This is a genomic window from Salinibacterium sp. NG253, assembly GCF_015864945.1.
In the GTDB taxonomy this organism is placed as follows: Bacteria; Actinomycetota; Actinomycetes; order Actinomycetales; family Microbacteriaceae; genus Rhodoglobus.
Map to the genome: position 1 here is coordinate 1169105 of NZ_JADYWF010000001.1, position 26677 is coordinate 1195781.

At 62.3% G+C, this 26677-nt stretch carries 24 protein-coding genes; 9 read left to right on the forward strand and 15 right to left on the reverse strand.

Translation table 11 applies throughout. The annotated features are described in order from the left end of the window. Positions 1-34: 34 nt before the first annotated feature. The 7 genes from purH to I6E52_RS05710 all read right to left on the reverse strand — a co-directional run bounded on the left by purH (position 35) and on the right by I6E52_RS05710 (position 6800). Complete coding sequence (gene purH, locus I6E52_RS05680) at positions 35-1636, reverse strand: bifunctional phosphoribosylaminoimidazolecarboxamide formyltransferase/IMP cyclohydrolase (protein ID WP_197155447.1); 1602 nt, start codon at positions 1634-1636, stop codon at positions 35-37. Positions 1637-1641: 5 nt separating this feature from the next. After that, complete coding sequence (gene purN, locus I6E52_RS05685; protein WP_197155448.1) at positions 1642-2226, reverse strand: phosphoribosylglycinamide formyltransferase; 585 nt, start codon at positions 2224-2226, stop codon at positions 1642-1644. A 9-nt stretch (positions 2227-2235) separates the two neighbouring features. Continuing rightward, positions 2236-3450, reverse strand: a complete 1215-nt coding sequence (locus I6E52_RS05690) for a DUF6350 family protein (RefSeq protein WP_197155449.1) — start codon at positions 3448-3450, stop codon at positions 2236-2238. Between the two features lie 161 nt (positions 3451-3611). Further along, positions 3612-4394 (reverse strand): dihydroxyacetone kinase phosphoryl donor subunit DhaM, encoded by a 783-nt coding sequence (dhaM, locus tag I6E52_RS05695; protein ID WP_197155450.1) that lies wholly within the window; start codon positions 4392-4394, stop codon positions 3612-3614. 2 nt (positions 4395-4396) lie between these two features. After that, on the reverse strand, positions 4397-5038 hold the full coding sequence (gene dhaL / locus I6E52_RS05700; RefSeq protein ID WP_197155451.1) for a dihydroxyacetone kinase subunit DhaL: 642 nt from the start codon (positions 5036-5038) through the stop codon (positions 4397-4399). 5 nt (positions 5039-5043) lie between these two features. After that, positions 5044-6042 carry a dihydroxyacetone kinase subunit DhaK gene (gene dhaK, locus I6E52_RS05705; RefSeq protein WP_197123312.1) on the reverse strand — a complete coding sequence of 333 codons (999 nt, stop codon included), beginning with the start codon at positions 6040-6042 and terminating at the stop codon, positions 5044-5046. After that, on the reverse strand, positions 6042-6800 hold the full coding sequence (locus I6E52_RS05710) for an MIP/aquaporin family protein (protein WP_197123225.1): 759 nt from the start codon (positions 6798-6800) through the stop codon (positions 6042-6044). The genes dhaK and I6E52_RS05710 overlap by 1 nt, the downstream gene beginning before the upstream one ends. Positions 6801-6983: 183 nt before the next feature. On the opposite strand from I6E52_RS05710, the gene I6E52_RS05715 reads away from it, so the two are divergent. Further along, entirely contained in the window at positions 6984-7757 is a 774-nt protein-coding gene (locus tag I6E52_RS05715; RefSeq protein ID WP_197155452.1) for an IclR family transcriptional regulator, read from the forward strand. Positions 7758-7872: 115 nt separating this feature from the next. Here I6E52_RS05715 and I6E52_RS05720 read toward each other — a convergent pair whose 3' ends face one another. After that, positions 7873-11472, reverse strand: a complete 3600-nt coding sequence (locus tag I6E52_RS05720; RefSeq protein WP_197155454.1) for a S8 family serine peptidase — start codon at positions 11470-11472, stop codon at positions 7873-7875. A gap of 271 nt (positions 11473-11743) precedes the next feature. On the opposite strand from I6E52_RS05720, the gene I6E52_RS05725 reads away from it, so the two are divergent. Both I6E52_RS05725 and I6E52_RS05730 read left to right on the forward strand, forming a co-directional pair. Then, positions 11744-12337, forward strand: a complete 594-nt coding sequence (locus tag I6E52_RS05725) for an SRPBCC family protein (protein WP_197155456.1) — start codon at positions 11744-11746, stop codon at positions 12335-12337. Between the two features lie 5 nt (positions 12338-12342). Further along, a complete protein-coding gene (locus I6E52_RS05730) occupies positions 12343-13008 on the forward strand; it encodes a DUF4166 domain-containing protein (RefSeq protein WP_231601960.1) in 666 nt (221 codons plus the stop codon). Between the two features lie 141 nt (positions 13009-13149). Here I6E52_RS05730 and sucD read toward each other — a convergent pair whose 3' ends face one another. Next, positions 13150-14037: a succinate--CoA ligase subunit alpha gene (gene sucD, locus I6E52_RS05735; protein WP_197106391.1), complete on the reverse strand. Its 888-nt coding sequence runs from the start codon at positions 14035-14037 to the stop codon at positions 13150-13152. A 10-nt stretch (positions 14038-14047) separates the two neighbouring features. Next, a complete protein-coding gene (gene sucC, locus I6E52_RS05740) occupies positions 14048-15217 on the reverse strand; it encodes an ADP-forming succinate--CoA ligase subunit beta (protein ID WP_197155460.1) in 1170 nt (389 codons plus the stop codon). 189 nt (positions 15218-15406) lie between these two features. Here sucC and I6E52_RS05745 point away from each other — a divergent pair, with 189 nt between their 5' ends. The 3 genes from I6E52_RS05745 (at position 15407) to I6E52_RS05755 (ending at position 17901) form a co-directional block, all read left to right on the forward strand. After that, positions 15407-16171 (forward strand): oxygenase MpaB family protein, encoded by a 765-nt coding sequence (locus tag I6E52_RS05745; RefSeq protein WP_197155461.1) that lies wholly within the window; start codon positions 15407-15409, stop codon positions 16169-16171. Between the two features lie 18 nt (positions 16172-16189). Further along, positions 16190-17044 (forward strand): AraC family transcriptional regulator, encoded by an 855-nt coding sequence (locus I6E52_RS05750; RefSeq protein ID WP_231601962.1) that lies wholly within the window; start codon positions 16190-16192, stop codon positions 17042-17044. A gap of 92 nt (positions 17045-17136) precedes the next feature. Then, positions 17137-17901: a hypothetical protein gene (locus I6E52_RS05755; RefSeq protein WP_197155463.1), complete on the forward strand. Its 765-nt coding sequence runs from the start codon at positions 17137-17139 to the stop codon at positions 17899-17901. 15 nt (positions 17902-17916) lie between these two features. On the opposite strand, the gene I6E52_RS05760 is transcribed toward I6E52_RS05755, so the two are convergent. Genes I6E52_RS05760 through I6E52_RS05770 form a run of 3 tightly spaced genes read right to left on the reverse strand, consistent with a single transcriptional unit; the run spans position 17917 to position 22801 of the window. Continuing rightward, the gene (locus I6E52_RS05760) at positions 17917-19329 is read right to left on the reverse strand and encodes an RNB domain-containing ribonuclease (protein WP_197156960.1); all 1413 of its coding nucleotides are present in this window, start codon (positions 19327-19329) and stop codon (positions 17917-17919) included. A 52-nt stretch (positions 19330-19381) separates the two neighbouring features. Beyond that, on the reverse strand, positions 19382-21787 hold the full coding sequence (locus tag I6E52_RS05765) for an ATP-dependent helicase (RefSeq protein WP_197155464.1): 2406 nt from the start codon (positions 21785-21787) through the stop codon (positions 19382-19384). A gap of 12 nt (positions 21788-21799) precedes the next feature. Further along, positions 21800-22801, reverse strand: coding sequence for a glycerophosphodiester phosphodiesterase family protein (locus I6E52_RS05770; RefSeq protein ID WP_197155465.1), 1002 nt, complete (start codon positions 22799-22801; stop codon positions 21800-21802). Positions 22802-22972: 171 nt separating this feature from the next. On the opposite strand from I6E52_RS05770, the gene I6E52_RS14300 reads away from it, so the two are divergent. The 3 genes from I6E52_RS14300 to I6E52_RS05785 all read left to right on the forward strand — a co-directional run bounded on the left by I6E52_RS14300 (position 22973) and on the right by I6E52_RS05785 (position 24549). Beyond that, positions 22973-23167: a DUF4190 domain-containing protein gene (locus I6E52_RS14300; RefSeq protein ID WP_197123207.1), complete on the forward strand. Its 195-nt coding sequence runs from the start codon at positions 22973-22975 to the stop codon at positions 23165-23167. Continuing rightward, positions 23157-23666, forward strand: coding sequence for a hypothetical protein (locus I6E52_RS05780; RefSeq protein ID WP_197155466.1), 510 nt, complete (start codon positions 23157-23159; stop codon positions 23664-23666). Before I6E52_RS14300 ends, I6E52_RS05780 begins: the two co-directional genes overlap by 11 nt. Positions 23667-23745: 79 nt before the next feature. Further along, positions 23746-24549: a Bax inhibitor-1/YccA family protein gene (locus tag I6E52_RS05785; protein WP_197155468.1), complete on the forward strand. Its 804-nt coding sequence runs from the start codon at positions 23746-23748 to the stop codon at positions 24547-24549. Positions 24550-24624: 75 nt separating this feature from the next. Here I6E52_RS05785 and guaA read toward each other — a convergent pair whose 3' ends face one another. Beyond that, entirely contained in the window at positions 24625-26220 is a 1596-nt protein-coding gene (guaA, locus tag I6E52_RS05790; RefSeq protein WP_197155470.1) for a glutamine-hydrolyzing GMP synthase, read from the reverse strand. Beyond that, positions 26217-26675 carry a DUF3817 domain-containing protein gene (locus I6E52_RS05795; protein ID WP_197155472.1) on the reverse strand — a complete coding sequence of 153 codons (459 nt, stop codon included), beginning with the start codon at positions 26673-26675 and terminating at the stop codon, positions 26217-26219. The genes guaA and I6E52_RS05795 overlap by 4 nt, the downstream gene beginning before the upstream one ends. Positions 26676-26677: the final 2 nt, after the last annotated feature.

Consider the following 26677-nt stretch of genomic DNA (forward strand, 5'->3'; position numbering starts at 1 on the left):
CCGGAGAGAGCCGGCGTATATCAGGCGACATTGGTTAGTGGAAGAAGTGGCGCTCACCCGTGAAGTACATGGTCACGCCAGCGTCAACCGCTGCAGCAATTACTTCTTCGTCACGGATCGAACCGCCAGGCTGAACCACCGCACGCACACCCGCATCGAGTAGCAGCTGCAGGCCGTCAGCGAAGGGGAAGAACGCGTCACTGGCCGCAACGGAACCTGCGGCACGGTCACCAGCCCGCGAAATCGCCAACTGGCACGAGTCAACACGGTTGACCTGCCCCATGCCGACACCGACGGATGCTCCGCCGTTAGCCAGCAAAATAGCGTTCGACTTCACGGCGCGCACCGCTCGCCACGCGAACTCAAGGTCGGCGAGAGTCTCGGCATCGGCGGCGTCGCCGGCAGCGAGCGTCCACGCGGAGGCTGGGGAGAAGTGCTTGTCCAGTTCTTGCACGAGCATGCCGCCCGAGATCTGGCGCAGCTCACGGCTGTCACGCGCGTAGCCCTCAGGCAGCTGCAGCAAGCGCAGGTTCTTCTTGGCCTTCAAGATTTCGAGTGCTTCAGGCTCAAAGCCGGGAGCAACAACAACCTCGGTGAAGATCGGTGCGATCGACTCAGCGGCAGCCTTCGTGATGATTCCGTTGGCCGCGATAACTCCGCCGTAGGCCGAGATCGGGTCGCAGGCGTGCGCCAAAACGTGAGCCTCCGCGATGCTCGCTGCAGTGGCGATTCCGCACGGGTTAGCGTGCTTGATGACCGCGACAGCGGGAGTGTCGTGGTCGAAGGCGGCGCGCAGAGCGGCGTCGGCATCCACGTAGTTGTTGTACGACATCTCTTTGCCACCGAGCTGCGTGGCCTGCGCGATTCCGGGCTGAGCGGCCACACCGTAGAGGGCTGCCTGCTGGTGGGCATTCTCGCCATAGCGAAGTACGGCGAGCTGGTCGGCGGCAACCTCGAGGTGCACCGGCAGTGTGGGGTCGGATGCCGCGGCATCCGTTTCGCCAAGAAGCGCACCGGTCAGGAACCACTGCGACACAGCGGTGTCATAGGCGGCGGTCTGAGCGAAAGCCTTGGAGGCGAGCGCATAACGCTGCGCGAAGGTCGTGCCCTCGCCCGCTGCCGCGGCGATGATCTCGTCGTAGCTGTCTGGGCTCGTGACGATGGCGACGTTGGCGTGGTTCTTGGCGGACGCACGCACCATGGCGGGACCCCCGATGTCGATCTGCTCGACGATGTCGGCGGGAGCAGCGCCAGAGGCAACGGTCTCCACGAAGGGGTAGAGGTTCACGACAACGAGGTCGAAGGCCTTGATGCCGAGCTCGGCGAGCTGAGCTTCGTGCGACTCGAGGCGCAGGTCAGCGAGGATGCCGGCGTGCACGGACGGGTGCAGCGTCTTGACGCGACCATCGAGCGACTCCGGGAAACCCGTGACCGTGGATACCTCGGTGACGTCATAACCAGCTTCGGCGATCGTCTTTGCCGTGGAACCGGTCGAGACGAGCTCTACGCCCGCATCGGCAAGCGCACCCGCGAGGTCAAGGAGTCGCGACTTGTCGCTCACCGAGATGAGGGCGCGGCGGATAGGAACGACATCGCGTTCGCGGAAATCGGCTGGGTTATGGCTGGGGCCGCTCATGGGATTCAGAGTTCCTTTAGGTTGATGCGATTGGTGGCAATGTCTTCGATCGTCTGCACGAGCAAGCGCCGTTCAATCGGCTTAATGCGGGCGTGCAGGTGTTCTTCGGTGTCTCCCGGCTCGATTGCAACGCGCTCTTGCACGATGATCGGACCACTATCGACACCGTTGTCGACCTTGATAACACTGGCACCCGTCTGGGTTGCCCCAGCAGAAAGCGCATCGCGAACCGCGTGGGCTCCCGGAAACTCCGGCAGGTAGGCCGGATGAGTGTTGATGATGTTGGGCGAAAGAGCCTCGACGACGCGCGGCGGCAGCAGCTTCATGAAGCCACTCAGCACGACGAGGTCAGCGTTCCAGAACTGGATCTGCTCGAGCAGTTCATCGCCCCACTCGTCGCGGTTCTTGAAGTTCGACATCGCGACCGAGAACGTGGGGATGCCGTAATGCTCGGCATGGTCGAGCCCGTCAGCAACGCGGTCAGCGCCAACGGCGACGACACGGGCAGGGAAGTCGGCACTCTCGGCCGCTTCGAGCAGGGCGGCGAGGTTAGACCCGCCCCCGGAAATCAAGACAACGAGTGTGAGCACGCACCCAGCCTAGCGCTCAGTGAAGCCGTCGTCAGTGCGCTCCGGGCGTGCGGACGCCAGAAGACCGAGCCCCGCGGCGACCGAAAACTCCACGAACGCCCACAGGGCAACAATCCACGGCTGGGGGCCAACATCGATGAGTCGTCCCGGACCGGCAGATCCCGCGGATGCCCACGTCAACAACCCCATGATGGTGGCGGCCGTGAACCCGATCCCGACCGCGACGATCGCCAGTTCGCGGCGACGAAGTTCTCCGGCGATACGCGGCCCGAGCACGGCGGCGACGAGGAAGCCGACAACAACGGGAGCAAGGAGCCCGGCGAATCCGAATGCGAAATCTCCGCTCGGCAGGGCGCCAAAAACGGGGATGGCAGGAATGGGCCCGAGGGTGGTGGCCAGCGGCGAGACCGCGGAACCTGTTCCGATCGCAAAGCCAGGACCCACGAGCCAGGCCGCCGCCCACAACACAATATTCGGCAACAGCGCGAGTTGGCCGATCGTCACGGCGACGCCACCCAGCACCTCGGTGTGGAGTCCTTCATACAGCGTGATGATTTCGGCGAAGGACGTGACAATCGCGAGCGTCGTCACGAGAGAAGCGACCGTGAGCAAACCGGCAGCCGCGATCGCCCCGCCCCGCAGCGCGGTGGCCACGATCGTGCGCACGTGAGCTGGCCATCCGGCAATCCAGCGGCGGATGCCTCCCGACACAGGGTTGGCTGCTGACACGATCTGGCTGCCAATCAGCAGGCCAACAGCAAAGACAACCGTCGGCAACAGGGTGCCCTGCCACAGCGACGGGCGCGCCACCGGATGCAGAGCAGACAAGGTGAGCACGAGCGACGCTGCTCCGAAGGTGGCGAGCGAGGCGAGCGTTCCGAGCAGCATGTGGGGAGTTTCGGCGACCCGACGACCAGCCCGAACGCCGAGCAACAGAGTCAGAAGGGCGAACCCGAGCAGCGCCATGGTGATCGTGACCGGTGTGCTCGCTGCGGGCAAACCAACGGCACTCGCGACGGTCGGATCAAGCACAACAGTGATGTCGACGCCATGGCCGACGAGCCAAATATCAACGGCGGCACGCCAGAACACAGTCCAGTCGATGGCCAAGCCGTAGTGGATGCCCCACAGCAACGTCAGCGGAACCAGCGGAATCGCGATCCCGATAGCGACAACGAGGAGCGCCTCAAAGGCGGCGAAGAGAAGAGTGAGCTGGCGATTCATGTCTCGGTGAGCGTACCCGCCCGCGCGCCAACAGCCGCGACGGCGGACCGGAAATAGATCGATCTGTCAGCGTTACGGATGCCGCCGCCGGGCGGACCGGTGGCGCTCAGGCTGGCGAAACTCAGGCGGACACAACTCGCGCGGGCCTCGTCGCGAATTTGCTAGCTCGCGAGTTCCCCGAAGCCCTCGCCCGTCATCGTGACGAGAGTGTCGACGGCCTCTTGCGCCGAGCCGCCGGTGGCCGTGAACTTCAAGACGTGGTCTTTGGCTGCGCCAAGCGACATGATTCCGATCAGGCTGTTGCCCGAAACCGGTCCCTTGCCGGCGGTCACGTCGGTGATCGTGAGCTTGGCGTCTACTCCCGCGAGCGCCTGCACAATGAGCGATGCGGGGCGCGCGTGCAAGCCATCAGGGTTCACAAGCGGAACTTCGACGGTGACTTCTGTGGGGTCGGCTGACGCAGAATCCGCCGCAGGAGCGTCCATAGCGGGTGTCTCAGCGGCAGGAGCAGCAGCCGCAGCAACCGCGTCAGGGGCACCGCCCTGGTCAGCAAGCTGACTCTGCTTTGCGCCCATTGCTGCCCGCGCTTCGCGGTCGACCTCGTCGAGCGAGGCCCCTGCATTCGCAAGAACAATCGCGGCAATGAGTCCTTCTACGAAGGGCGCATCGGTGAGCCGCACCTCGTCCGTTGTTGTCATGAACTCGGTGGCCATGGTGCTGCTGAGCACCGCTGAGCCAAGATCCATGAAGACGAGAACACCCTCACCGCTGGCTACCTCGTCGATTGCCGCAGCAACCTTCACGGCATCCGTACCGATGATGCCGTCGCCAGCGCCCGCAGCGATCGCGATCGGCGGCGGGGTCTCCCCCACCATTTCGAGGGCGAGATCCACAGCGGCCTGCGCGAGCGCAGGGCTGTGGCTTACGACCACAATGCCAATCACGATCAGCTCGAAACGGTGTCGACGAGTGCCTGGAACAGCAGTGTGCTCGAGGTGGCACCCGGGTCGATGTGGCCGGCGCTACGCTCGCCGAGGTAGCTCGCGCGACCCTTGCGGGCAACGAGAGGTTCGGTCGCAAGACGGCCCTTGTCAGCAGCGGTGAGAGCCACGGATGCCGCGGCAGCAACATCGGCGCCGTCAGCGACAGCGACATCCCACGCGTCAAGCGCCGGCGCGATCGCGTCGAACATTGTCTTGTCGCCCGCTTCAGCCTTGCCGCGTGCCACTACGCCCTCAAGACCGGCTCGCAGTGCTGCGCCGAGGGCGGCAGCGTCAAGCTCGGTCACGGGGCCAGCGTTCACGCCCATGCGCAAGAAGAGCGTGCCATAGAGGGGGCCGCTCGCGCCGCCGACGGAAGTCACCAAAGTCATACCTACAGACTTCAGCAGTGCGTCGGCGGCGGTCGCGGGTTCTGCACCAATCTTCTCGACTACTGCGTTCATGCCGCGGACCATGTTGGCCCCGTGGTCAGCGTCGCCAATGGCCGAATCGAGTTCGGTCAGGTAGCTCTGTTTCTCAGTGACGAGATCGCGGAACCGCGAAAGCCAGGCGATCAGTTGGTCGAGCGAGATGGTGCTTGTAGACATAGTTCTTAGACTCCCCAGCGGAGCCCGGCGGTGTTCACCGGGGCATCCCATAGTTTCAACATTTCTTCGTCAGCCTTGAGGATCGTGACCGAGCATCCGGCCATATCAAGGCTCGTGATGTAGTCACCGACGAGGTTGCGCACAACCTCAACTCCAGCAGCCTTGAGCAGCTTCGCGACCTCGTTGTACATGATGTACAGCTCGATCTGCGGGGTACCACCCATCCCGTTCATCATCACAATGGCTGGTGATCCTGTGAAGTCCATGTCGGCCAAGATCGGGTCGACCAGTTGCTTCGCAATAGAGGCCGCATCCGCGAGCTTTTCGCGGTGACGACCGGGTTCTCCGTGGATGCCGACGCCGATTTCCATCATGTCGTCGGGCAGATCGAAGGTCGGCTTGCCTGCGGCGGGAACGGTACAGCTGGTGAGTGCCATACCCATGGAGCGGCCGGAATCGTTGACGCGGTGTGCCAGTGCGGTGACCGCGGCGAGGTCTTGTCCCTCTTCAGCTGCTGCGCCGACGATCTTTTCGAGCAATACAGTGAGGCCAACGCCGCGGCGTCCGGCTGTGAAGAGCGAGTCCTGAACGGCCACGTCGTCATTGACGACGACCGAGGCAACCTTCACTCCGGTTTCAGCTTCGGCCATCTCGGCAGCCATCTCGAAGTTCATGACGTCGCCGGTGTAGTTCTTGACGATGTGCAGCACGCCAGCACCAGAGTCAGCAACCTTGGTTGCTTCCTGCATCTGGTCGGGGGTGGGCGAGGTGAAGACTTCGCCGGCACACGCTGCGTCGAGCATCCCGAAGCCAACGAAGCCGCCGTGAAGCGGTTCGTGGCCCGAGCCGCCACCAGAGATCAGCGCAACCTTGCCCGCGCGAGTGGGTTCTGCACGGTAAATCACGCGGTTGACGTGGTCGACCTTGAGCTCTGGATGCGCAGCGTCGATTCCGGCGAGCGCGTCGGCGAGTACCGATTCGGGGGTGTTAATCAGTTTCTTCATTACTTAGCCTTCTCTTCCGTGAGTGCTTCAGTGAGGGTCTCGTTGTCGGCGTTGGTCTTGGAGATGAATCCGAAGGCGAGTGCCGCGAGTACACCAGCGAGCAGTTCAGCTACGAGGTAGACCCACAGCTGCTCCCACGCCACTTCGCCGCCCATGATCTGCTGAACGAGCATCGGACCAGTGGTACGAGCGGGGTTGATGGATGCGCCAGTGATCGGGCCAACAGGAATGATGGCGGCGAAGACGACGAAACCAATGGCGAGTCCGGCAAAGCCGGGGGCTGCCTTGCGGTGGATAACTCCAAAGACGGTGAAAACGAGGAGGAACGTTCCGACGAACTCGGCGAAGAAAGCCTGTCCGACGGGAATCGTGTCGGGGTTGTAGGCGGCGACACCAAGACCGGCATCCACAGCAGCCTGACCAAGAACGCCGACGATCGCAAAGGCACCGGCGGTTGCACCGAGGAGCTGAGCGATGAGGTAGCCGGGCACTTCGCGCCACGCGAACTTACCGGCGACAGCGAGGCCGAGGGTGACGGCGGGGTTGATGTGGTTTCCGGAGATGTAGCCGAAGACATAGACCGTGACGACCACGATCAGACCGAACGCGAAGGAGATGATTCCGAGACTCGCCATGGTGAATGGCTCATCGCCATTCAAGATGAACGTCGCGGGCACTGAGCCAACGCCGACGAAAACGAGGAAGGCGGTTCCTAGAAACTCCGCAGCCAGCTTCTGCCACTGCTTGTTCTCATCCATGAGTTCTCCTTTGAACTTGTATTGCGCGTGCGACCGGGTGTCGCGAACGTTCGTCAATATCGGAACGTTATTCGATAATGTCGAATATGCTACGTTCAGTTACATCTTGTCAAGCCCAACCGGTCCGAAAGTAGACCGGTGGTGCAGAGATAATGAATACCGGCTAAATGACGGGGAACAGCGTTGATCCAATCCATTGATCGAGCAGCACAAGTGCTCTCGTCGCTCCAAGGTGCACGCCATCTCGGCATCACCGAGCTCGCCGGCTTACTCTCGCTTCCGCCGTCCACCGTGCATGGCATCGTCAAGTCCCTTCAAGTGCACGGACTCGTCGCCAAAGAACCCAACGGCAACCGCTACATGCTCGGCCCGGCCCTGCTGAAACTCTCCAACGTCTATCTCGACACCCTCGATGTTCGCGCTCGCGCTATGCGCTGGACGCAAGAACTTTCCCGACGCACCGGGCTCGCCGTTCGCCTCGGCTCCGAACTTTTCGACGAAGTCATCGTCATCCATCACAACAACCGGCCAGATGGCACCGAACAAATGCCCGAGACAGGCCTCTCCATTCCCGTGCACGCCTCCGCCATGGGCAAAATCCTGCTGACCTACAACGCGGATGCCGCCGACCAGCTTTTTGAGAAACCGCTCCGCAGCCTCACCGGTGACACCATCACCGATCCCTCGAAACTTATTCTGCAGTTTGCGCAGATTGCCGAGCGCGGCATCGCCACGGAGCAAGACGAGGCCGTTCTCGGCGAATCCTCGATTGCGGCCCCTATCGCCGATCGCAACGGCAATGTCATCGCCGCCGTGGCCGTCGTGTTGCACTCCAGCGAGTGGCCGCCCGAAGACAACGTATTGAATGTGTTGCGCGAAACCGCCCGCAACATCTCGCGCGAACTCGGCTACACCGCGTGGCCGCCGCCCGTTGTGCGCCGCGCTACCGACGACTAACACCCAGCGCGGCAACACGCCTCACACTGCGAGCGCGGCAACACGCAACAACGGCTGGCCGCCCGTGGGGAGGCGACCAGCCGTTGTTGAGTGTTAGCTACTGAGCAGGTGTCGCCTAGAAGACGATCCACACCCAGTCGTTGCGACTGCTTGAGCCGGTCACGTTGTCACCGGCCGGAGTGAACTCTGCCTTCACCTGGTGCAGGCCACGGTCGAGCTTCGGCAGCTTCACCGTCACCTTTCCGTTGTCGGCTTCGTCCAGCGTGATGGTGTCGACCTTCTTGCCGTCGACCGTCACCTTCACGGTTCCGGTCGCTGCGGCATCCTCACCGGTAGCGACTCGGATGGTGGCACTCACGGTGTTCCACGAGAAGGCAACGTGCTTGCTCACCGACAGGCTCACACTCGAGCTGTAGTTGATCGTCACAGCCTCGGAGGTGGCGCTTGCACTTGGCAGGTCCTTCTTGCTGGTGGTGACGACGACCGTGATGGCCTTGCCCTCATCAGCCTTCGTGACCGTGTACTTGCGCTTGTCGGCGCCGGCGATGTTCTCGCCGTTCGCCTGCCACTGGTAGCTGAACTTCAGCCCGTCAACATCCCACTCGCCGGGGTTGGCGGTGAGCTTGCTGCCCACGAGCGGCTTGCCCGAAATGGTCGGCAGAACGGTGTTCACGGGCGTGCCCGGCACAACATCTTCCTGCGTCACAACTTCAATCGCGGTTGTCGCTCCCGTGTCGCCATAGCTGACGAGCCCGAGGTAGTTCGTGAACGGGGCGAGGCCCTCCCACGATGCGGTGTAGCTCACGGCTTCACCCTGCACGCCGGGGAGCACTTCGGGGTCCAAACCGAGGGGCTCTCCCGCACCAGGAACGACGGCGAAGGTGCGCACATCGAACGCGGTAGACGGGTTCGCGGCGTACACCGAAGCGATGACGAGGTAGTCACCCGGTGTGGGATCAGCCAGGTTCACGCGTTCGTCAGCGGCTCCCGTGGCTGACTGCCACCCAGCGATCGGAGTGCCACTGCCATCGAGCAGGTACACGATCAGATCGAGGTCAGCGGTGTCGTCGATCGAGTCGAGATCGAAGCGCGCATACGTTGTGCCCTCGGGCACGGTTGCTGCGTACTCAAACTCGTCTCCGCTCACACCAGAACCCGAGTGCTCGGTTTCTGTGCCAGTGGGGTCTTCGTAGAAGACTCCAGCGGTGAGGCCGGTAGAGGTCAGCGGGATGTCGCCGTTTCCGCCGGGCGTGACAGTCACGTCGACGGCGCCGTAGGTTCCGGTTCCGCTGGCCGTATCCGGCGCCAGGATGGTGACGGGGCGCACGGCGATGGGGCTGTGCACGACGGTGTCGCCACTGGTCCAGGTGAGAGCACCGGTGGTGAACTGGTCGAGCGGAGCATCCGTTCGGCTAATCGTCACTTCGTAGCTCTGTGTCTCGCCTGCAGCACCAAAGGTCAGCGTCGAGGGCGACACCGTGGCGTCGATTCCAGGAACCGAGATGGATGCCTCGAACGTGCCCGCCTGAGTGGAGGTCACGGTGCGAGTGATCGTCTCGGCTGCCGTCAGCGAACCGATGCCGATGGATGCCAGATTGAGATTGCTGGGATCGATTGCTTCGACCGCGGGGTCGAGCACGTCGTAGCCAGCGCCCTCAATGTAGGACAGCCAGTCGCCGATGCCGTTCAGGTAGAGCAGGCCAGGCTCGAAGAACTTGGTCGGATCGATGTGGCCTGCACCCTGCGTGAAGGGGTCGGTGACGGGGTTTCCGTCGCCATCCACGGTGTCGTAGGCGGTTGTCATGAATGCCGACTTGATCTCGGCGGGAGTCGCGTTGGGGCGTTCGCCGAGGTAGAGCGCGGCGAGACCGGCAACGTGCGGTGACGACATCGAGGTGCCCGAGAGAAGCGCGAACGTCGGCTCGGCTCCTTCAGCATTGGCGCTAGCGGCGAGGATTCCCACGCCGGGTGCCGAAATGTCGGGCTTGATGATGTCGCTGCCGTCAGCTTCAACGGGACCACGCGAGGAGAAGCCAGCGACCTGAGGTGTCGGCGGCTGGTACGCGGTTTCGTTGCCGGGCGTGAAGGTCGCGGTCGCGCCTTCGGTCGCTGCATACGCAAGGACAGCATCGCGGTACTGAGCATCCAAGTGGATGGTCGGAATCACGTGGGTGTCGAGGTCGGTCGAGCTCGGCGTCACGTTCACAAGAACCGCACCGATACCGCCAGCGCGCGCAACCTCGGCCGACTTGTCTACGCGAGCGATAACTCCGCGGTCACAGACCACGATCTTGCCGTCAACGAGAGCCGGGTCGAGAGTGTCAGCGAGGCACAGGTCGGGGTCAACGGCGCCCTCGAGTGTGACATCCGCCGCGTAGACGAGCTCACCCGTCAGCGGTTCTGCAGCAGGGTCGAGGTCGACCGTGATCGATGCACCGGCGAACTCTTGGCCGTCACCGAGAGTGACGGTGGCTTCGTAGTTCGGAATGGTGCTGGCGGCAACCGTGGTGATCCACGGTGCAGCGTTGTCGAGAGTTGACGCATCCGGGCCGGAGTTTCCTGCCGAGGCTGCGACGAAAACGCCGGCAGCAGCGGCACCCAGGAAGGCCTGGTCGGTCGGCGAAACGGTGCTGGAAGCAGCGCCCCCACCGATCGAGTAGTTGATCACGTCAACACCGTCAGCGACGGCCTGGTCGATCGCGGCGAGAAGGTCAGTGGATGCACAACCGTCGTCCGTCGTATCGACGGGGTCTGGTCCACTCCAGCACACCTTGTAGGCAGCGATCTTGGCTGCGGGGGCCACACCGGAGAAGTAGCCGAGGGCATTTCCGCCGACGTTGGCGTCGATTTCGTAGTTTCCGGCTGCCGTGCTCGCGGTGTGCGATCCGTGGCCGTCGCCGTCACGTGGCGAGACGTACTCGCCGACGCTCGCGTCACCAAGGTTGCTGGCACCGAAGCCATCGACAAAATAACGGGCGCTGATCACCTTGGTGGTGCAGTCGTCGGCAGTGAACTGCTCGCCTTCGGTGCAGACACCGGTGAAGGTTTGGCCGTCGGCTTTTTCGTAGACGACAGAATCACCGTCCACGTAGGGCGCGGCTCCCGGGGTGCTGCCAAGAGCGTCACCCGCAAAGGCCGGGTTTTCGGGGGCAAAGCCGGTGTCGAGCACGCCGACCACGATTCCTTCACCCGCGGTTTCAGCACCGCCGATGGATGCCCAGAGTCCGTCTTCGCCTTCGAGGCCAAGGAACTCTGTTGACCGCTGCGCTGCCGTGATCTTCTTCAGCTCGTCGGGAACGATCGAGGCAACAAGTTTGTTTGCCGATAGTTCAACCGCTTGAGCCGCGGTCAGATCTGCCGCGAAACCGTTGGTCGCGAGAGTGTACGAATAGTCAATATCAGCACCGACGGATGCCGCGACATCGTCTTGCTTCTCTTCCAAATATTCGGTGTAGTCCTGCACTACTTGGCGGCGAGTGTCGAGTTGCTCGCCTTCGGGTGGGGTTGTTGCGTCAAAACCGCGCACACCACCGTCGTAGGTTGCTGCAGCCTGGTCCACCATCGTGACGATGTAACGCCCGGGGGTGAATTCAGTTTGGCCGCCGCCACCAATGGATGCTGGTGCAGCTGTGGCGCCGAGTACGGCGCCCGTAACCAGGGAAGTGGCGACAAGAGTTGTCGCCGCCACTACCGATATGACTCTTCGAATGCTCACGAATGTTCCTATTCTGTGCTGAATCGGACTTGCTGGATTGAATTGCTTTTCAACTAGCGGTCGGGCGCACGCCAAGGTAACTATATGCACGGTCTACCCCTTAACAGGGGGTGATCTTAGGGTCATTGTTACCCGAACGTGATATATCGTCCGTTCTTTGAGGAACGCCGAACTCGGCCCAAATTCTCCGGCACTGTTCATCCGCGGCGAGCGCGCAGAACGCGCACTTCGTTCGAACGAAAAGCGCTCCACTCACCCCATACTGGGAAGCATGAAGGGTTCACCGATCTACGTCGAGATCGACATCAGCGCCGATCTCGACACTGTCTGGCACCTCACGCAAGACACCATTTCTCACACACGGTGGGACCTGCGCTTCAGCCGCATCACTCCCGCAGAAGCACTCGATGGCGACGGTTACCGTTTTCAATACGAGCGTCGGATGCCCTTCCATACGATTGTGGGAACGGGCACCACTCGAGGCGAGTTGGCCCGGCCCGACGGCACCCGCACTTCAGCTCTAAGGTTCACCACGAGCGATCCGCTCTCGCCTCTGGGCGACGGGCGCGGTTACTGGCGCTACGTGCCCATCCCTGGCGGTACCCGCTTCATCACCGGCTATGACTACGAACCGGCGTGGGGCAGCTTTCTCGACCGCATCCTCATCCGCCCCGTGGTGGGATGGCTCACCGCCTGGAGCTTCGACAGCCTGCGCTTGTGGGCCGAAAGCGACATCGAACCGCACTCACCGCTGGCCTTCTGGAAATCCGGCCGACCGCGCGCTGGCCGCTGTCGGCGCACCCCGCGTCGCGGGCGGGCGATGGATGACGCTCCCGCCACCCTGTCCGCCCTGGAGGCACCGTGACCTCGATGTTCGCCACCGTGCTCGGCGACGATTTCGCTCGCCTGCATCCGATGCTGCAGAAGCGCTTCGGCGTGGGACTCGAGGCGGGCTACGCGGTTGTGGGCACGGGCATGATGTCGAGCATCCGACGCGGCCCCTGGTGGACGGTGCCGTTCCTGTGGATCGGGTGGTTTCGCAACATCCTGACTCCAGATATCGGCGACAGTGTTCCCTTTCGCATCGAGAACTACCCCTACCGCGACCCCTTCGGTCGCGAGACGGTGACGTTTGTGCGTGAATACACTGTGCGCCGCAAGCCCACCCGCTTCGACGCGACAATGGTGCTCAACGCCGCTGGCGATCGCATCGTCGACTATTTGGGCACACATCAACACTTGGCCGTCGATCTCGATCTTGCGGTCACCACGGATGGTTCATTGCAGTTGAGGTCGGATGCCCAACGCTTCTATGAGGGCCCTCTCGCGTTCCGCTTTCCCATGCTCTTTAGCGGCCGCGCTCACCTCACCGAATCCTTCGACGATGAGACCAACGAGTTCGTGATTGCCCTCGAGGTTCGCAACCGCTTCTGGGGGTTCCTCTTCGGTTATTCGGGCCGCTTCACGTGCGAGTTTCCCGAAGCCGTCGATGCACCGCAGCGGCTCAAGCCCGTGAGGCACGAGCTTCGCGAGTAACACGGCTCTGTGTTCCTTCATACCTAGTCATGTCCATCTGAGCCGCCACTGTGACATTGCGACCACAGAAATCTCCCCGTTAAACGACAAGCGCCGCTCGTCACGAAGGCGAGCGGCGCTTGGAGTAGCGAAAAGCGTTTGCTACAGAGTTTCGAGAATTTCGCGCATGAGCTTGGCTGCTTCAGACGGCGTCTTGCCGACCTTCACACCGGCAGCTTCAAGAGCTTCCTTCTTGGCCTGAGCAGTTCCGGCTGAACCAGAAACGATCGCACCGGCGTGACCCATGGTCTTACCCTCGGGTGCCGTGAAGCCAGCAACGTAGCCGACAACCGGCTTCGTGACGTGAGCCTTGATGTAGTCAGCGGCACGCTCTTCAGCGTCTCCACCAATCTCACCGATCATCACGATTGCCTTGGTCTCGGGGTCAGCTTCGAACGCTTCAAGAGCGTCGATGTGCGTCGTGCCGATGATGGGGTCGCCACCGATACCGATTGCGGTCGAGAATCCGAGGTCACGGAGTTCGTACATCATCTGGTACGTGAGCGTTCCCGACTTGGAGACGAGACCGATCGGGCCCTTGCCGGTGATGTTCGCAGGCGTGATGCCGACGAGTGCTTCACCGGGCGTGATGATGCCGGGGCAGTTCGGACCAATGATGCGGGTCTTGTTGCCCTTCTCCTGGGCGTAAGCCCAGAACTCAGCCGAGTCACCGACGGGAACACCCTCGGTGATGATGACGAGCAGTGGCATCTCAGCGTCGATAGCTTCGATAACGGCATCCTTGGTGAAGGCCGGAGGAACAAAAGCGATCGAAACATCCGCCCCCGTCTTCTCCATTGCTTCAGCAACAGTGCCGAACACGGGAAGCTCAACGTCACCGTGAGTCACGGTGGTGCCAGCCTTGCGTGCGTTGACGCCGCCAACGACCTGGGTGCCCGCAGCGAGCATGAGAGCGGTGTGCTTGGTGCCCTCACCGCCGGTGATGCCCTGAACGATGACCTTGGAATCCTTGTTGAGGAAAATTGACATGCTCGGTTCCTTACTTCGCAGCGTTGGCGAGTTCGGCGGCCTTGTCGGCGCCCTCGTCCATAGAGGCGGCTAGCGTCACGAGGGGGTGGTTCGCTTCAGCAAGAATCGCGCGACCCTCCTCAACCTTGTTGCCGTCGAGACGGACAACGAGAGGCTTGTTGGCGGCATCGCCGAGCGCGGCGAGCGCACCCACGATTCCGTGAGCAACAGCGTCACACGCGGTGATTCCACCGAAGACGTTGACGAAAACGCTCTTGACCTGAGGGTCATTGAGAATAACGTCGAGTCCGGCGGCCATGACCTCAGCGGAGGCTCCGCCACCGATGTCGAGGAAGTTGGCGGGCTTCACGTTGCCGTGGTTTTCGCCAGCGTAGGCAACAACATCCAGCGTCGACATGACGAGGCCTGCACCGTTACCGATGACACCGACTTCACCATCGAGCTTGACGTAGTTGAGGCCGTTGGCCTTAGCCTTCGCCTCGAGGGGGTCAGCAGCGTCAGCATCTTCGAGCTCAGCGTGCGAGGGGTGACGGAAGTCTGCGTTCTCGTCGATCGAGACCTTGCCGTCGAGGGCAACGATGTCGCCGTCTTCGGTGATCACGAGAGGGTTGACCTCAACGAGAGTGGCGTCTTCGCCCTTGTAGACGTCGTAGAGCTTGACGAAGACAGGGGCAACCTTTTCGACGAGCTCTGCGGAGAATCCCGCAGCGGTCGCGATTTCGGTGGCCTTGGCGAGGTCGATACCCGTGAGCGGGTTAACCTCGATCTTGGCGAGAGCCTCGGGGCGCTCAACAGCAAGCACCTCGATTTCCACTCCACCTTCAACGCTGCACAGCGAGAGGTAGGAGCGGTTTGCTCGGTCGAGCAGCACGGAGAAGTAGAACTCCTGCGCGATGCGAGCACCGGCAGCAATCATTACTCGCTTGACCGTGTGGCCGTTGATGTCGAGACCAAGGATCTGCTCGGCTGCGGCGAAAGCGTCGTCGGCGTTATGAACAACCTTGACACCACCCGCCTTGCCGCGACCGCCGGTCTTGACTTGAGCCTTGACAACAACAGTTCCACCGATTTTCTCGGCTGCTGCTTTGGCTTCTTCTGGGGTGTCGGCAATTAGGCCGGCAAGTACTGGTACGCCATAAGACTCAAATACGTCTCTGGCTTGGTACTCATATAGATCCACGCTGCTCATTCCAATCCGCGCGTAATGGTGAGTGGGGAAGGCGGCGAATCGGTGCCAAATTGGTCGGCTCCATGAGTCGCACGCCAATAGAAAACCTTACCGTGCCTAACGTTGTGGGTTTTCCGATAGCGGGCTGAATGTGGCGAAAGATCAGCAAATCTTGTGGTTCAGCACTCGTAAACTGGCCGTGTGCCCACATCCGACCCCCTCAGAATTGCGGATGTCTCCGCCGACGTCGCTCTGTTGGCCGGCGGTGGGGCGGCCATCCTGTTGCAAATCGCGCACCCTGCTGTGGGGCAGGCGGTAGCTGAGCACAGTGACTTTGCGCGGCGCCCCTTGGATCGCCTCAACGGCACCCTCACGTATCTCTACGTCACGGTTTATGGCACGCCGGCTGAGGCTGCCGAGGTCGCGCGGCGAGTGGGCGCGGCTCACCGACCGGTGCGGGCCGACAGCTATGACGCCCGTGACCCGCAGCTGCAGTTATGGGTCGCCGCCACGCTCTACGACACCGCCATGCGGGTGCGCGAGCTCGTATTCGGGCCGCTGCGCGACGTGGATGCCGAGACCCTGCTCGCCGACTACGCCGTGATCGCGACCGCGCTGGGCGTTCCGCGCGCGCTGTGGCCGGCCGATCGCGCGGCGTTCGCCGCCTACTGGAACGAGAGCGTGGCTTCGTTGCGCGTCACGGACGCGAGCCACCGAGTTGCCCAGCAGCTGCTGCATCCGACCGGCGGACCGTGGTGGCTGCGGGCGTCAATGCCGCTCGTTCGAGTGCTGACCGCGGGATTGCTGAGCCCTGAGTTGCGCGAGGCCTATGCGCTCCCCCACAACCAGAAACGCTTCGACCGGATCATGCGGGTCACGCGCGCGGTGTACCCACACCTTCCCCGCTGGGTGCGCTTCGCGGCGCAGCGCCGGTATCTGGCTGCCTTTCGAAAGCTGCAGCGCTAGCATCAGCGTGTGACCACTATGGACGACGAACGCGACGAGACCGTGCTGCCGGTCGACTTCGCGAGCGAGCACGGACTGACGCTTCCCGTCGAGGTGCTCGACTACGCGGCGCTCGTGGAGCGAATGGGCCCGGCCTATTTTGAACGCGCGCAGCGGCCCTCCTTCGAACTCATGGTTGTCATCCGCAGCGGTACTGGCTCGCACACCGTCGACTTTCAGACGGTCGCCCTGCATCCCGGCCGCGTGCTGTTTGTGCGACCCGGGCAAGTGCAGCAGTGGCACGTCGAGAACGATCTCAGCGCCAGTGTGGTCGTAGCCTCGCCCACCGCCACGAGAACAGCGCCGTGGCTTCCGGGCGACCCAACTCACGCCGATCTCGGCGAGAACTCGCTCACCACCGCGCTCGATCTCGTTGCCGCCATCGAGCGGGAACAGCAGCGATTCACGGCCGACGAACACTCCGTTACCCTGCTCAGCGCGCTGTTCGCCGCACTCGTCGCTCTCTATCAGCGAGCGAGTAGCGAGCCCGGCCGCGGCGCTCTCCCCCACGCCTACCTCGCCTTTCGCTCGGTCCTCGAACGCGACCTCACGCGCAGCCGCAATGTTCGCGACTACGTCACGGGCCTTGGCTATTCCGAGCGCACCGTCAGCCGCGCCTGCCAAACCGTCACCGGCCTTACGGCCAAAGCGCTGCTGGATGAGCGGCTCATGCTCGAAGCGAAACGACTGCTGGCGCACACCGACGGCACCGTGGCATCCATCTCGACGGCGCTCGGATTCAGCGAGCCCACCAACTTCACGAAGTTCTTCGAGCGCGTGGTCGGCACCTCCCCCGCCGAGTTCCGGCGCAGCCTTGTCCACTTTGCACCATAGGCGGTCGCGGTCGCACCTGTGCTCCCTTCTCGCTGCGCGAGAGGCTTGAAGCACGCAATCGCACCCCCTCACCAGACCTCTAGGAGCATCCCATGGGACAACGACTCGACAACGTCACCGCCATCTACCTCGAGGGCATCCGCGACGGCAACTACGTCGACGCCGTGAACAAGTACGTCGGCCAGCGGTACACGCAACATTCAACGCCTGTTCGAGATGGCAAAGATGGCTTCATCGAATTCTTCGAAGACTTCACGACCCGCAACCCCATCCGCGACATCGAGATCGTTCGCGGCTTTGAAGATGGATCCTTCGTATTCGTTCAGGCACACCAGTCGCTCAACAATGGTGAATTCACCTATGTGACCGCCGATATTTTCGACACCGACGACGATGCCAAGCTCATCGAGCACTGGGACATGATCGCTGAAGTCGAGCCCACGAGCGTGAGCGGCCGCACCCCCATCGATGGCCCGACCGAGGTCACCGATCTCGATAAGACCGAGGTCAACAAGCAGCTGGTTAGCGAATTCGCCGCGAAGGTTCTTGTTGGCGCAGACCCGTCGCTCGCCTCCACGTTCGTTCACGCCGACCTTGCTCAGCATGACGCTCACATTGCTGACGGCCTCGACGCCTTAGTGAACTACGCCGCCGTGAATGGACTCGCCTACAAGCAGATTCACAAGGTCATCGGCTCGGGTAACTTTGTCGCGGTGCTCGCCGAAGCCGAGATCGCGGGCACTGCTACCGCCCTGATCGACCTCTACCGCGTCGAGAATGGCCTCATCGCTGAGCACTGGGTTGTCTCCGAAGTGATCACCGACCCGAGCACCTGGGTCAACTCCGGCAAGTTCTAAAGGGACTGACGACAGTTAAGCGAGTTCGAACGCGATCGTTCCTGTCGCAATCTCAGCAGAGACGAGTCGCACGCGCACCGTGTCGCCAGCCGAAACCGTGCCGGAGATGCGAGCCGTGATCACCGGTTCAGCAATCTGGATGACGCCACCCTCGGCGCGCTCCGAAACCACTGTTGCTTCGAACTCGTCGCCGACTCGCGGCCGCAACAGCGCCGCTTCGATCACGTCGACCGAGGCGCGGTCGAACTGCGATGCGAGCTGACTCGTGCGGCCCATGATCTTGGGTAGTTGCGGAAGAGCTTCACGCACCCATTTCGGCACTTCGCGCCCCGCGACAATCGCTTCACACGCGACAAGTACGAAGCGGTCGACGAGTCGACGCAGCGGTGCAGTGGCGTGAGCGTAAGGCGCTGCAACGGCAGCTTGGATGGTGTCTTCGGGCAGTTCGCCGTCGAAGGGCGTGTAGCCCGCTCCACGAAACAACGAGGTGGCGGCGTGGGTCGCCGCGAGGGCGCGAGGGTCGGAGTGGTCGAGGGTGCGCAGGTACTCGCCATAGTTCTGATTCTCGGGCCACGGGCATCCGAGGCTCGCCACTTGGCGGCGGAACTGCTCGAGCGTTTCATCATCGGGCGCGGGCATTGTGCGCAGAATGCCGACTTTGCCTTCGAGCATGATGCGAGCGGCTTCCATGCCGGTCATGAGCGAGACGTGCGCGTTGTAGTCCTCGACGCGTAGCGACGCTCGACGCTCGATCACATACTGGCCATCAACGACAGCCACTTCTTCGTCGGGCCGGTTGAGGCTTGCTCCCCCGCGCTGGCGTTCCAGCTCGGTGCGCAGGCGCCCAAACTCGGGCAGCAACGAGAGGGATTCGTCCGCGCGGTCGTTGTCGAGCAGCTCTTGCACTTCGACATAGTTGAACTGGCGACGGTTACGCACTTGGGCGCGCACGAGAGTTGTCGTGATGACCTCGCCCGCGGCATCCAAGTCAAAGGTCCAGACAAAAGCAGGTCGCGTCGCACCGGCGAGGAGCGAGGCGGCGTCTTCACTGATGATCGTCGGATGCAGCGGTACCCGGTCGTCGGGACCGTACAAGGTTTGGCCACGCTTGCGAGCTTCAGCATCCACGGCTGAGCCGGGCAGCACGAAGGCGGGCACTTCTGCGATGGCGTACATCACGCGCAGTGTTTCGCCGGTGCGTTCGAGGTAGAGCGCCTGGTCGAGATCGGTCGCGCCCTCGGGGTCAATTGTCACGAAAGGAATGGCTGTGAGGTCGAGTTCCGGCGGCTCGAATGCGGCCACTGCGGCGTTGGCTGCTTCCTCGACTTCAGCGCTGAACTCGGTGGGTAGCTTCAGCTCGACCCGCACTGCCGCGAGCGCCTGAGCCAACTCGTCGTCGGTGTCGAGCGGCCGAACGCGCGGCACCACGAGCCGAGGTTCCCAGTGGCGCGGCGTGCCCGACTGCGGTGTTCCTTCAGAATCAAAGTTTCTCAATGGGAGCAATCTTGATCAGCAGGCGCTTGCGCCCCGCGGTGTCGAACTGAACGTCAGCGATGCTCTTAGGGCCAGCGCCCGTGACTTGATTCACGGTTCCGTCCCCAAAATCAGTGTGCCGGATGCGGTCGCCCGCCGCCAGAGTGAGGTCACCGTTGTCGCGCACGGTTGCCGTGATGGGGCTGGCCCACTCGGTCTTGGCGCGCGGCGGTGCCGGAGGGAGTCCACCGGATGCCGCCTGCCGCAGCGAGCCGGCCCACGATCCGCCGCCACTGTTGCCGTCGCGGCGAGCGTTGAGCGCACGGGATTGGGTTCCGCCGCGCGAGTTTGCCATTCCGGGTGATTGCTTCCACTCGATAAGTTCGGTGGGAATCTCTTGCAGGTAGCGGCTCGGCATCGCCACGTTGACTTCGCCGAACTGGGCGCGGGTCATGGCCAGCGAGAGAAAGAGTCGTTTGCGGGCACGCGTGATGCCGACATAGAACAGTCGACGTTCTTCGGCTGGGCCGCCAGGCTCGTTGGCCGACATGCGGTGCGGCAGCAGATCTTCTTCGACACCGGTGAGGAATACCGAATCGTACTCGAGGCCCTTCGCGGTGTGCAGCGTCATGAGCGAGACGGTTCCGCTGGAGTCATCCAGATCATCGGCCGCCGCAACGAGAGACACCTCGGTGAGGAAGTCGAGCAGGGTGCCGTCGGGGTTGTTCTTGCCAAACTCCTTCGTCACCGCCACGAGCTCGTCAACGTTCTCGGCGCGAGCTTCGTCTTGCGGGTCTTGCGAGGCGCGCAGCGCCGTCAGGTACCCCGAGCGCTCTAGAAGCTCGGTCAAAATATCAGCGGGCTTGGATGTCTCCACCTTCGCCATCACTTCGTCGAGCACCTCAGCCAGACCGACGATCGCTTTCGTGACCTTAGGGCCAAGGCCGAGTTCGGAGGCGTTGCGCATCGCATCGCGCAACGTCATTCCCCGGTCATCCGCCCACGCCTGCAGCGCAGCCTCGGTCGCCGGACCAATGCCGCGCTTCGGGGTATTCATGATGCGACGCAGAGCCAGCGGATCAGCCGGGTTCGCGACCGCAATCAGGTAGCCGAACGAATCCTTGATTTCCGCGCGCTCATAGAACTTGGTGCCACCGAGCACTCGGTACGGCAGGGCCGCCCGAATGAAAATCTCTTCCAGCGCACGGGTCTGCGAGTTAGTGCGATAGAAAACCGCCACGTCTTTATAGGCAACGCCCTGATCGTGCAGCTTCTGAATTTCATCCGCCACAAACTGGGCTTCGTCGTGGCCCGAGTAGCCGGTGAAGCCCACGATCTTGTCGCCGGCACCCACAGTCGTGAAGAGCTTCTTATCTTTGCGATCGAAGTTGTGGGAGATGACCGCGTTGGCGGCATCCAAAATCGTCTGGGTCGAGCGGTAGTTTTGCTCAAGCAGAATCACGGTCGAGTTCGGAAAGTCGCGCTCGAATTCCACAATGTTGCGGATGTCGGCCCCGCGGAACGCATAAATCGACTGGTCACTGTCGCCGACCACGGTCAGCGACGCGGCATCCGCCTCGCTGCTGGAGCCGGCAATGAGCACGCCAGGCGAGGTCTCGAACTGCTCAGGAGCTGGCGGCCGCGTCAGCTCGCGGATGAGCGAATACTGCGCGTGGTTGGTGTCCTGATATTCGTCAACAAGGATGTGCTTGAAGCGACGCTGGTAGGTGGCCGCGATCTGCGGGAACGCCCGGAACAGGTACACGGTCTGCCCGATGAGGTCGTCGAAGTCGAAGGCGTTGGCGTCGCTGAGGCCGCGAGTGTAGCGCCGGAAGACCTCAAGGAACTTCTTCTCTGTCGGGTCGCTCATGTTGGCATCCCGCGCGAAACCGTCGACGTCGGTTAGCTCATTCTTGAGCTGCGAAATGCGGTTCGCGGCCTTGCTGACCGTGAGGCCGAACATGTCGGCGTCGAGCTCTTTGAGAATCCGCTTGAGCAGAGCTTTGCTGTCGGCCGAGTCATAAATGGTGAAGTTCTTGGAGAACCCAAAGGCTTCAGCTTCGCGGCGCAAAATGCGTACGCAGGCGGAGTGGAAGGTCGAGATCCACATGCCCTCGGCGGTATTGCCCACGATGGCACCCACACGCTCGCGCATTTCGGCCGCAGCCTTATTGGTGAAGGTGATCGCAAGAATCTGGCTCGGCCAGGCTTCTCCCGAACGCAACAGCCCGGCAATGCGCCGCGTCAGAACGCTTGTCTTGCCCGAGCCAGCGCCCGCCACGATCAGCAGCGAGGGCCCGCGATATTCAACGGCCTCCCGTTGGCGCGGATTCAGCCCGTCGAGCAGGGGGTCGCTAATGGAATCCCCGTCGTCAGAACGGCCAGGGTCGTGAGGGTCAAGAGCAGTCGTCATGGCCCCTCGACTCTACCCGCGCGCGCTGACGGCGAGGTCGGGTTGGTCAGCGAAGACGCCATCGAGACCGGAATCGATAAGCATCCGAAACTCCGCACGCCAATCTCCGTGTTGCTCGGGCTGCTTGCTCGAACGCAAGTTCTTCGGCAAGAAGCGGTTCTCAGCGCGCAGTGTCCAGCAGAAAACGAGGAGCCCGGCGGCATGGGCGCGCTCAACCAGATCATTGGTGCCGGTGAGGTTGCCCGCCAGATCTTTCACCATCAGCATCTTCTTATCAACGCTGATTCCGTCGACTTCGCGGGCCAACTGCGCAAGACCGTCATCAGTGAGATGGTCGGCGTAGCTCCGCGCTTTCGCACCGAAGCGCGCAATCAAATCAGACGGCGCCCCGCTCGCCTCAAGCAAAAACACCAACTGACCTGGAACCCCACGCTCCCGGATGCGGTGCAGCACGCTCTGCTCGAATGATTCGATGATGAGATTGTCGGCCGTCGCCCACCCGCTCACGTCGCGGGCGAAAAGCTCGTCAAGCGGCAGCCCGATCGACGCGAAGTAGCTCGCATGCTTGATCTCAGCGACGATCTTCAGCGGTCGACGCTGAGCCTCCGGATGCTGGTCCACAATCTCGAGCAGGTCGCTCAAACGAAGAATGGGCGAAACATCGTTGTGGGCAGTGCTGGCCTGCCGCACCTCGGGCAAGCGTTCACGAGCGTGCAGAGTGCTGAGTTCCTCCCACGTGAAGTCTTCCGTAAACCAGCCCGTCATCGCGGTGCCGTCGATCGTCTTTGACGTGCGCCGGTCAGCAAACTCGGGATGCTCCACCACATCCGTTGTGCCCGAAATTTCGTTCTCATGGCGCAACACCAGCACGCCATCCTTCGTTGCCACGATGTCGGGTTCGACAGCATCCGCCCCCAGGGTGAAAGCGAGTTCGTAGGCGGCTCGAGTGTGCTCTGGGCGGTATCCGCTTGCCCCGCGGTGCCCGATCACAAGCGGGCGAATGGTGGTGCTCATTGGGTCAAGAATATGCGTTACGCGACCAACCACTAATATTTAGTTATGCCCGAATGTTCGTCATGCGCTGCAACAGTGCAACCGGAGTGGAAATTCTGCATTTATTGCGGAGAACCCACGTCTGCTGATGCCGCCCGCCCGGCGCCGCTGGCAGCAAAACGAACGAGTCCTTTGGCTATTCTCGCGCTCATTTTGGCCGCGATTGGCGGGCCTCCAGCCCTCATCTTTGGCCACTTGGCGCTTCGGCAGATCAAAGAGACGGGCGAACGCGGCAAGGCCATGGCGATCATTGCCACGGCGCTGGGTTATGTGTGGTTAGTCGTGTGGGCAATTCTGTTGTACTCGCTGCTCACCAATGGTCGCTAGGCCGCCAACGCTGAGACGCTTCCGGGAACCAACCCGGCGCCTTCCCCTGCGGTGGGGCAACTACGCCGACCGCTACTACACGGGGTTGGTGCTCATCATCGCGGGCGCCATGCACTTGCAGGGAGCCAACAACTACACGCTCATCATCTTGCTCATCGGCACCACATCGACGGTCGTCGGGTACTCGATCATGCCCGCCCAAGGGTGGCGACGGATGATCGTGGCCCTGCCAGCGGTCACCCAAATCTGGCTCATGCTCACGGGCCCGATGTCGATGTGGACCCTCGTGATCCCACTGCTGTGCTGGCTCATCGTGCGACACCGACCGCTCGTCTCGTATCTCGCGCTTGCCCTCCCGATTGCCAACGGCATCATCCTTCCGCGGTTCTATCAGGAGTACTCGCAGATGCCTCAGGCACTCGCCATTTCTTTCGTCGTGCTCGTGGCGGCAGCCTGGCTTGCTCGGCTGATCGCTGTCAGCGCAGCCGCCCGACGCTAAAACGCGGTATTTCTCAGCGAACTCCGGTAGTTTTGGGGGTGCGTCACAAACGTGTGACACCACACCAACCAGAGGAATCATGGCACTCAATAACCCCGCTTTCTCCCGCGATGCTGCATTCAGCTCGCGCGGCGGAATCGCCGTCGCGAACCAGGTCTCCAACCAGCAGCTCAACGACATGTACAACCAGGAGTCGGCTCCCGCCTCCGGTGATGTCATGACCGTTGAAGACACCATCGCCAAGACTGTAGGGGCCTTCGCGCTTCTCGTCGTCGGCGCTGGCCTCAGCTGGATGCTCGTTCCCGCATTTCCCCTTCTGTGGATCGGTGCAGGCCTCATCGGCTTCGTGCTGGCCCTCGTCAACATCTTCAAGAAGCAGCCCTCCGGCGCTCTTGTTCTGACTTACGCCGCCTTTGAAGGTCTCTTCGTCGGCGGCATCTCGCGCGTCTTCGAAAACGCGTATGGCGGAGTCGTCTCGCAGGCCGTTATCGCCACCGTCGTTGTCGTGGGCGTCACGCTCGCGCTCTTCGCGAGTGGCAAGATCCGCGCGTCGAAGAAGGCCACCAAGGTCTTTATGATTGCGATGATCGGTTACGTTGTCTTCTCGCTCGTGAACCTCGTCATGATGCTCACGGGTGCCACCGACAATGCGTTCGGCCTCCGCAGCGCTGAGATTTTCGGTATCCCCTTCGGTCTCATCTTGGGCGTGCTCGTCGTCATCATGGCCGCGTACTCGCTCGTGCTCGACTTCGACTTCATCCAGCGAGGTGCCGCCAACGGTGCACCGCGCGCCTTCGGCTGGAAGGGTGCCTTCGGCATCATGGTCACCGTCATCTGGCTCTACCTCGAACTGCTGCGCATGTTCGCCATCAGCCGCAACTAGTAGCACCTCTCCGCAACAACAAAGCCCCCGTCACCTCGGCAGTAGCCAGGTGACGGGGGCTTTGTCGTTAAAGCGCTATTCCCACTCGATGGTTCCCGGTGGCTTCGACGTGACGTCGAGCACAACGCGGTTGACCCCATCCACCTCGTTGGTGATGCGGTTAGAAATCTTGGCGAGCACGTCGTACGGCAGGCGCGTCCAGTCGGCGGTCATCGCGTCTTCCGACGACACCGGGCGAAGCACGATCGGGTGACCGTAAGTGCGACCGTCGCCCTGCACACCGACCGAGCGCACGTCAGCAAGAAGCACGACGGGGCACTGCCAGATCGTGTCATCCAGACCAGCGGCGGTCAGCTCGGCGCGAGCAATCGCGTCAGCCTTGCGCAGCAACTCGAGACGGTCGTGCGTGACCTCACCAATGATGCGGATGCCGAGGCCAGGACCAGGGAACGGCTGGCGGCCAACAATGACCTCCGGCAAGCCCAGCTCGCGACCGATCGCGCGCACCTCGTCCTTGAACAGGGTGCGCAGCGGTTCGACAAGCTCGAACTGCAAGTCTTCGGGGAGTCCGCCGACGTTGTGGTGGCTCTTGATGTTGGCGGTGCCGGTTCCTCCGCCACTTTCGACGACATCCGGGTAGAGCGTTCCCTGCACGAGGAACTTCACAGTGTCTTCGCTGCCCTTCGTCTCAAGTACGAGGGCTTCTGCGGCGTTCTCAAAGCTGCGGATGAACTCGCGGCCGATGATCTTGCGCTTCGTTTCGGGGTCAGTGACTCCGGCGAGAGCATCCATGAACTGATCGACGGCATCGACGGTGACGAGACGCACACCGGTCGAGGCAACGTAATCTTCTTCAACCTGGCGGCGCTCATCCTGACGCAGCAGACCGTGGTCAACAAAGATGCAAACGAGTTGATCGCCCACAGCTTCGTGCACGATCGCGGCAGCAACAGCGGAATCGACGCCACCAGAGAGACCACAAATGACCTTGGCCGAGCCAACTTGCTCGCGAATGCGCGCAACCTGCTCAGCAATAACGTTGCCACTGTTCCAGTCGGCGGGGATGCCGGCAGCATCGTGCAAGAAGTTCTCGAGCAAGTCTTGACCGTGCGTCGAGTGCTTGACCTCGGGGTGCCACTGCACTCCATACAGACCGCGCTCAACGCTGGAGAATGCGGCGACCGGAGTCGCCTCACTGCTCGCCAAAACGGCAAAACCTTCTGGCGCTTCGGTCACAGCATCGCCGTGGCTCATCCACACCGTCTGTTCCGACGGCTGGTCGCCCAAAAGACTTCCGCCACCGCCCTGAACAGTCATGTCGGTAGCGCCGTATTCGCGCAGCCCCGTCTTGGCAACGGTGCCGCCGAGCTGACGGGCCATCACCTGGAAGCCGTAGCAAATACCAAAAACAGGAACACCAAGCTTGAGGATGCCGGGGTCGAGGTCGGGCGAGCCAGGCTCGTAAACGCTAGAGGGGCCACCACTCAGCACGATGCCAGCCGGGTTCTTGGCGGCGATCTCTGCTGCGGTGATCGTGTGGGGAACAATCTCGCTATAGACGTTCGCCTCACGCACACGACGCGCGATCAGTTGCGCGTATTGGGCGCCGAAGTCGACGACAAGAACGGGGCGTGCATTCGTGTCTGCGGATGTGGCCGTGGAGTCGGTCATGCAGTTGCCTTTGCGGAGTCAGCGCCGGCCGCTTTCGCAGCAGCAGCGGATTCGAGTTGTGCGATCTTCGCCTCAACGAGGCGCGGCACCTGACGTTCGAGGAAGAACGACAGAAAAGGGATGACACCACCGAGGGCGATGTAGAGGAAACGCAAGAACGAGTAACGAGTGAGACGCCACAGGATGAAGTCTGCGGCAACGTAGAAGACGTAGAGCCAGCCGTGGACGATGAGGATGATCGTCGACACGTTGATGCCCTGCACGAGAATCTTGGGCGTCAGCGTGAGGAAGCCCGCGGGGCCATTCAGCTCGATGTCGCCGCCCAGTCCGTAGCGAAAGATCATCATGAGGCACAGCACAAGCAGGAAGGTTCCGGTGACGATCGACGACACCTTGTAGAACGAAAGCGTGCGACGAATGCTGGGAATATCTGAAAGCCGGGGACCGAGAGCCATGG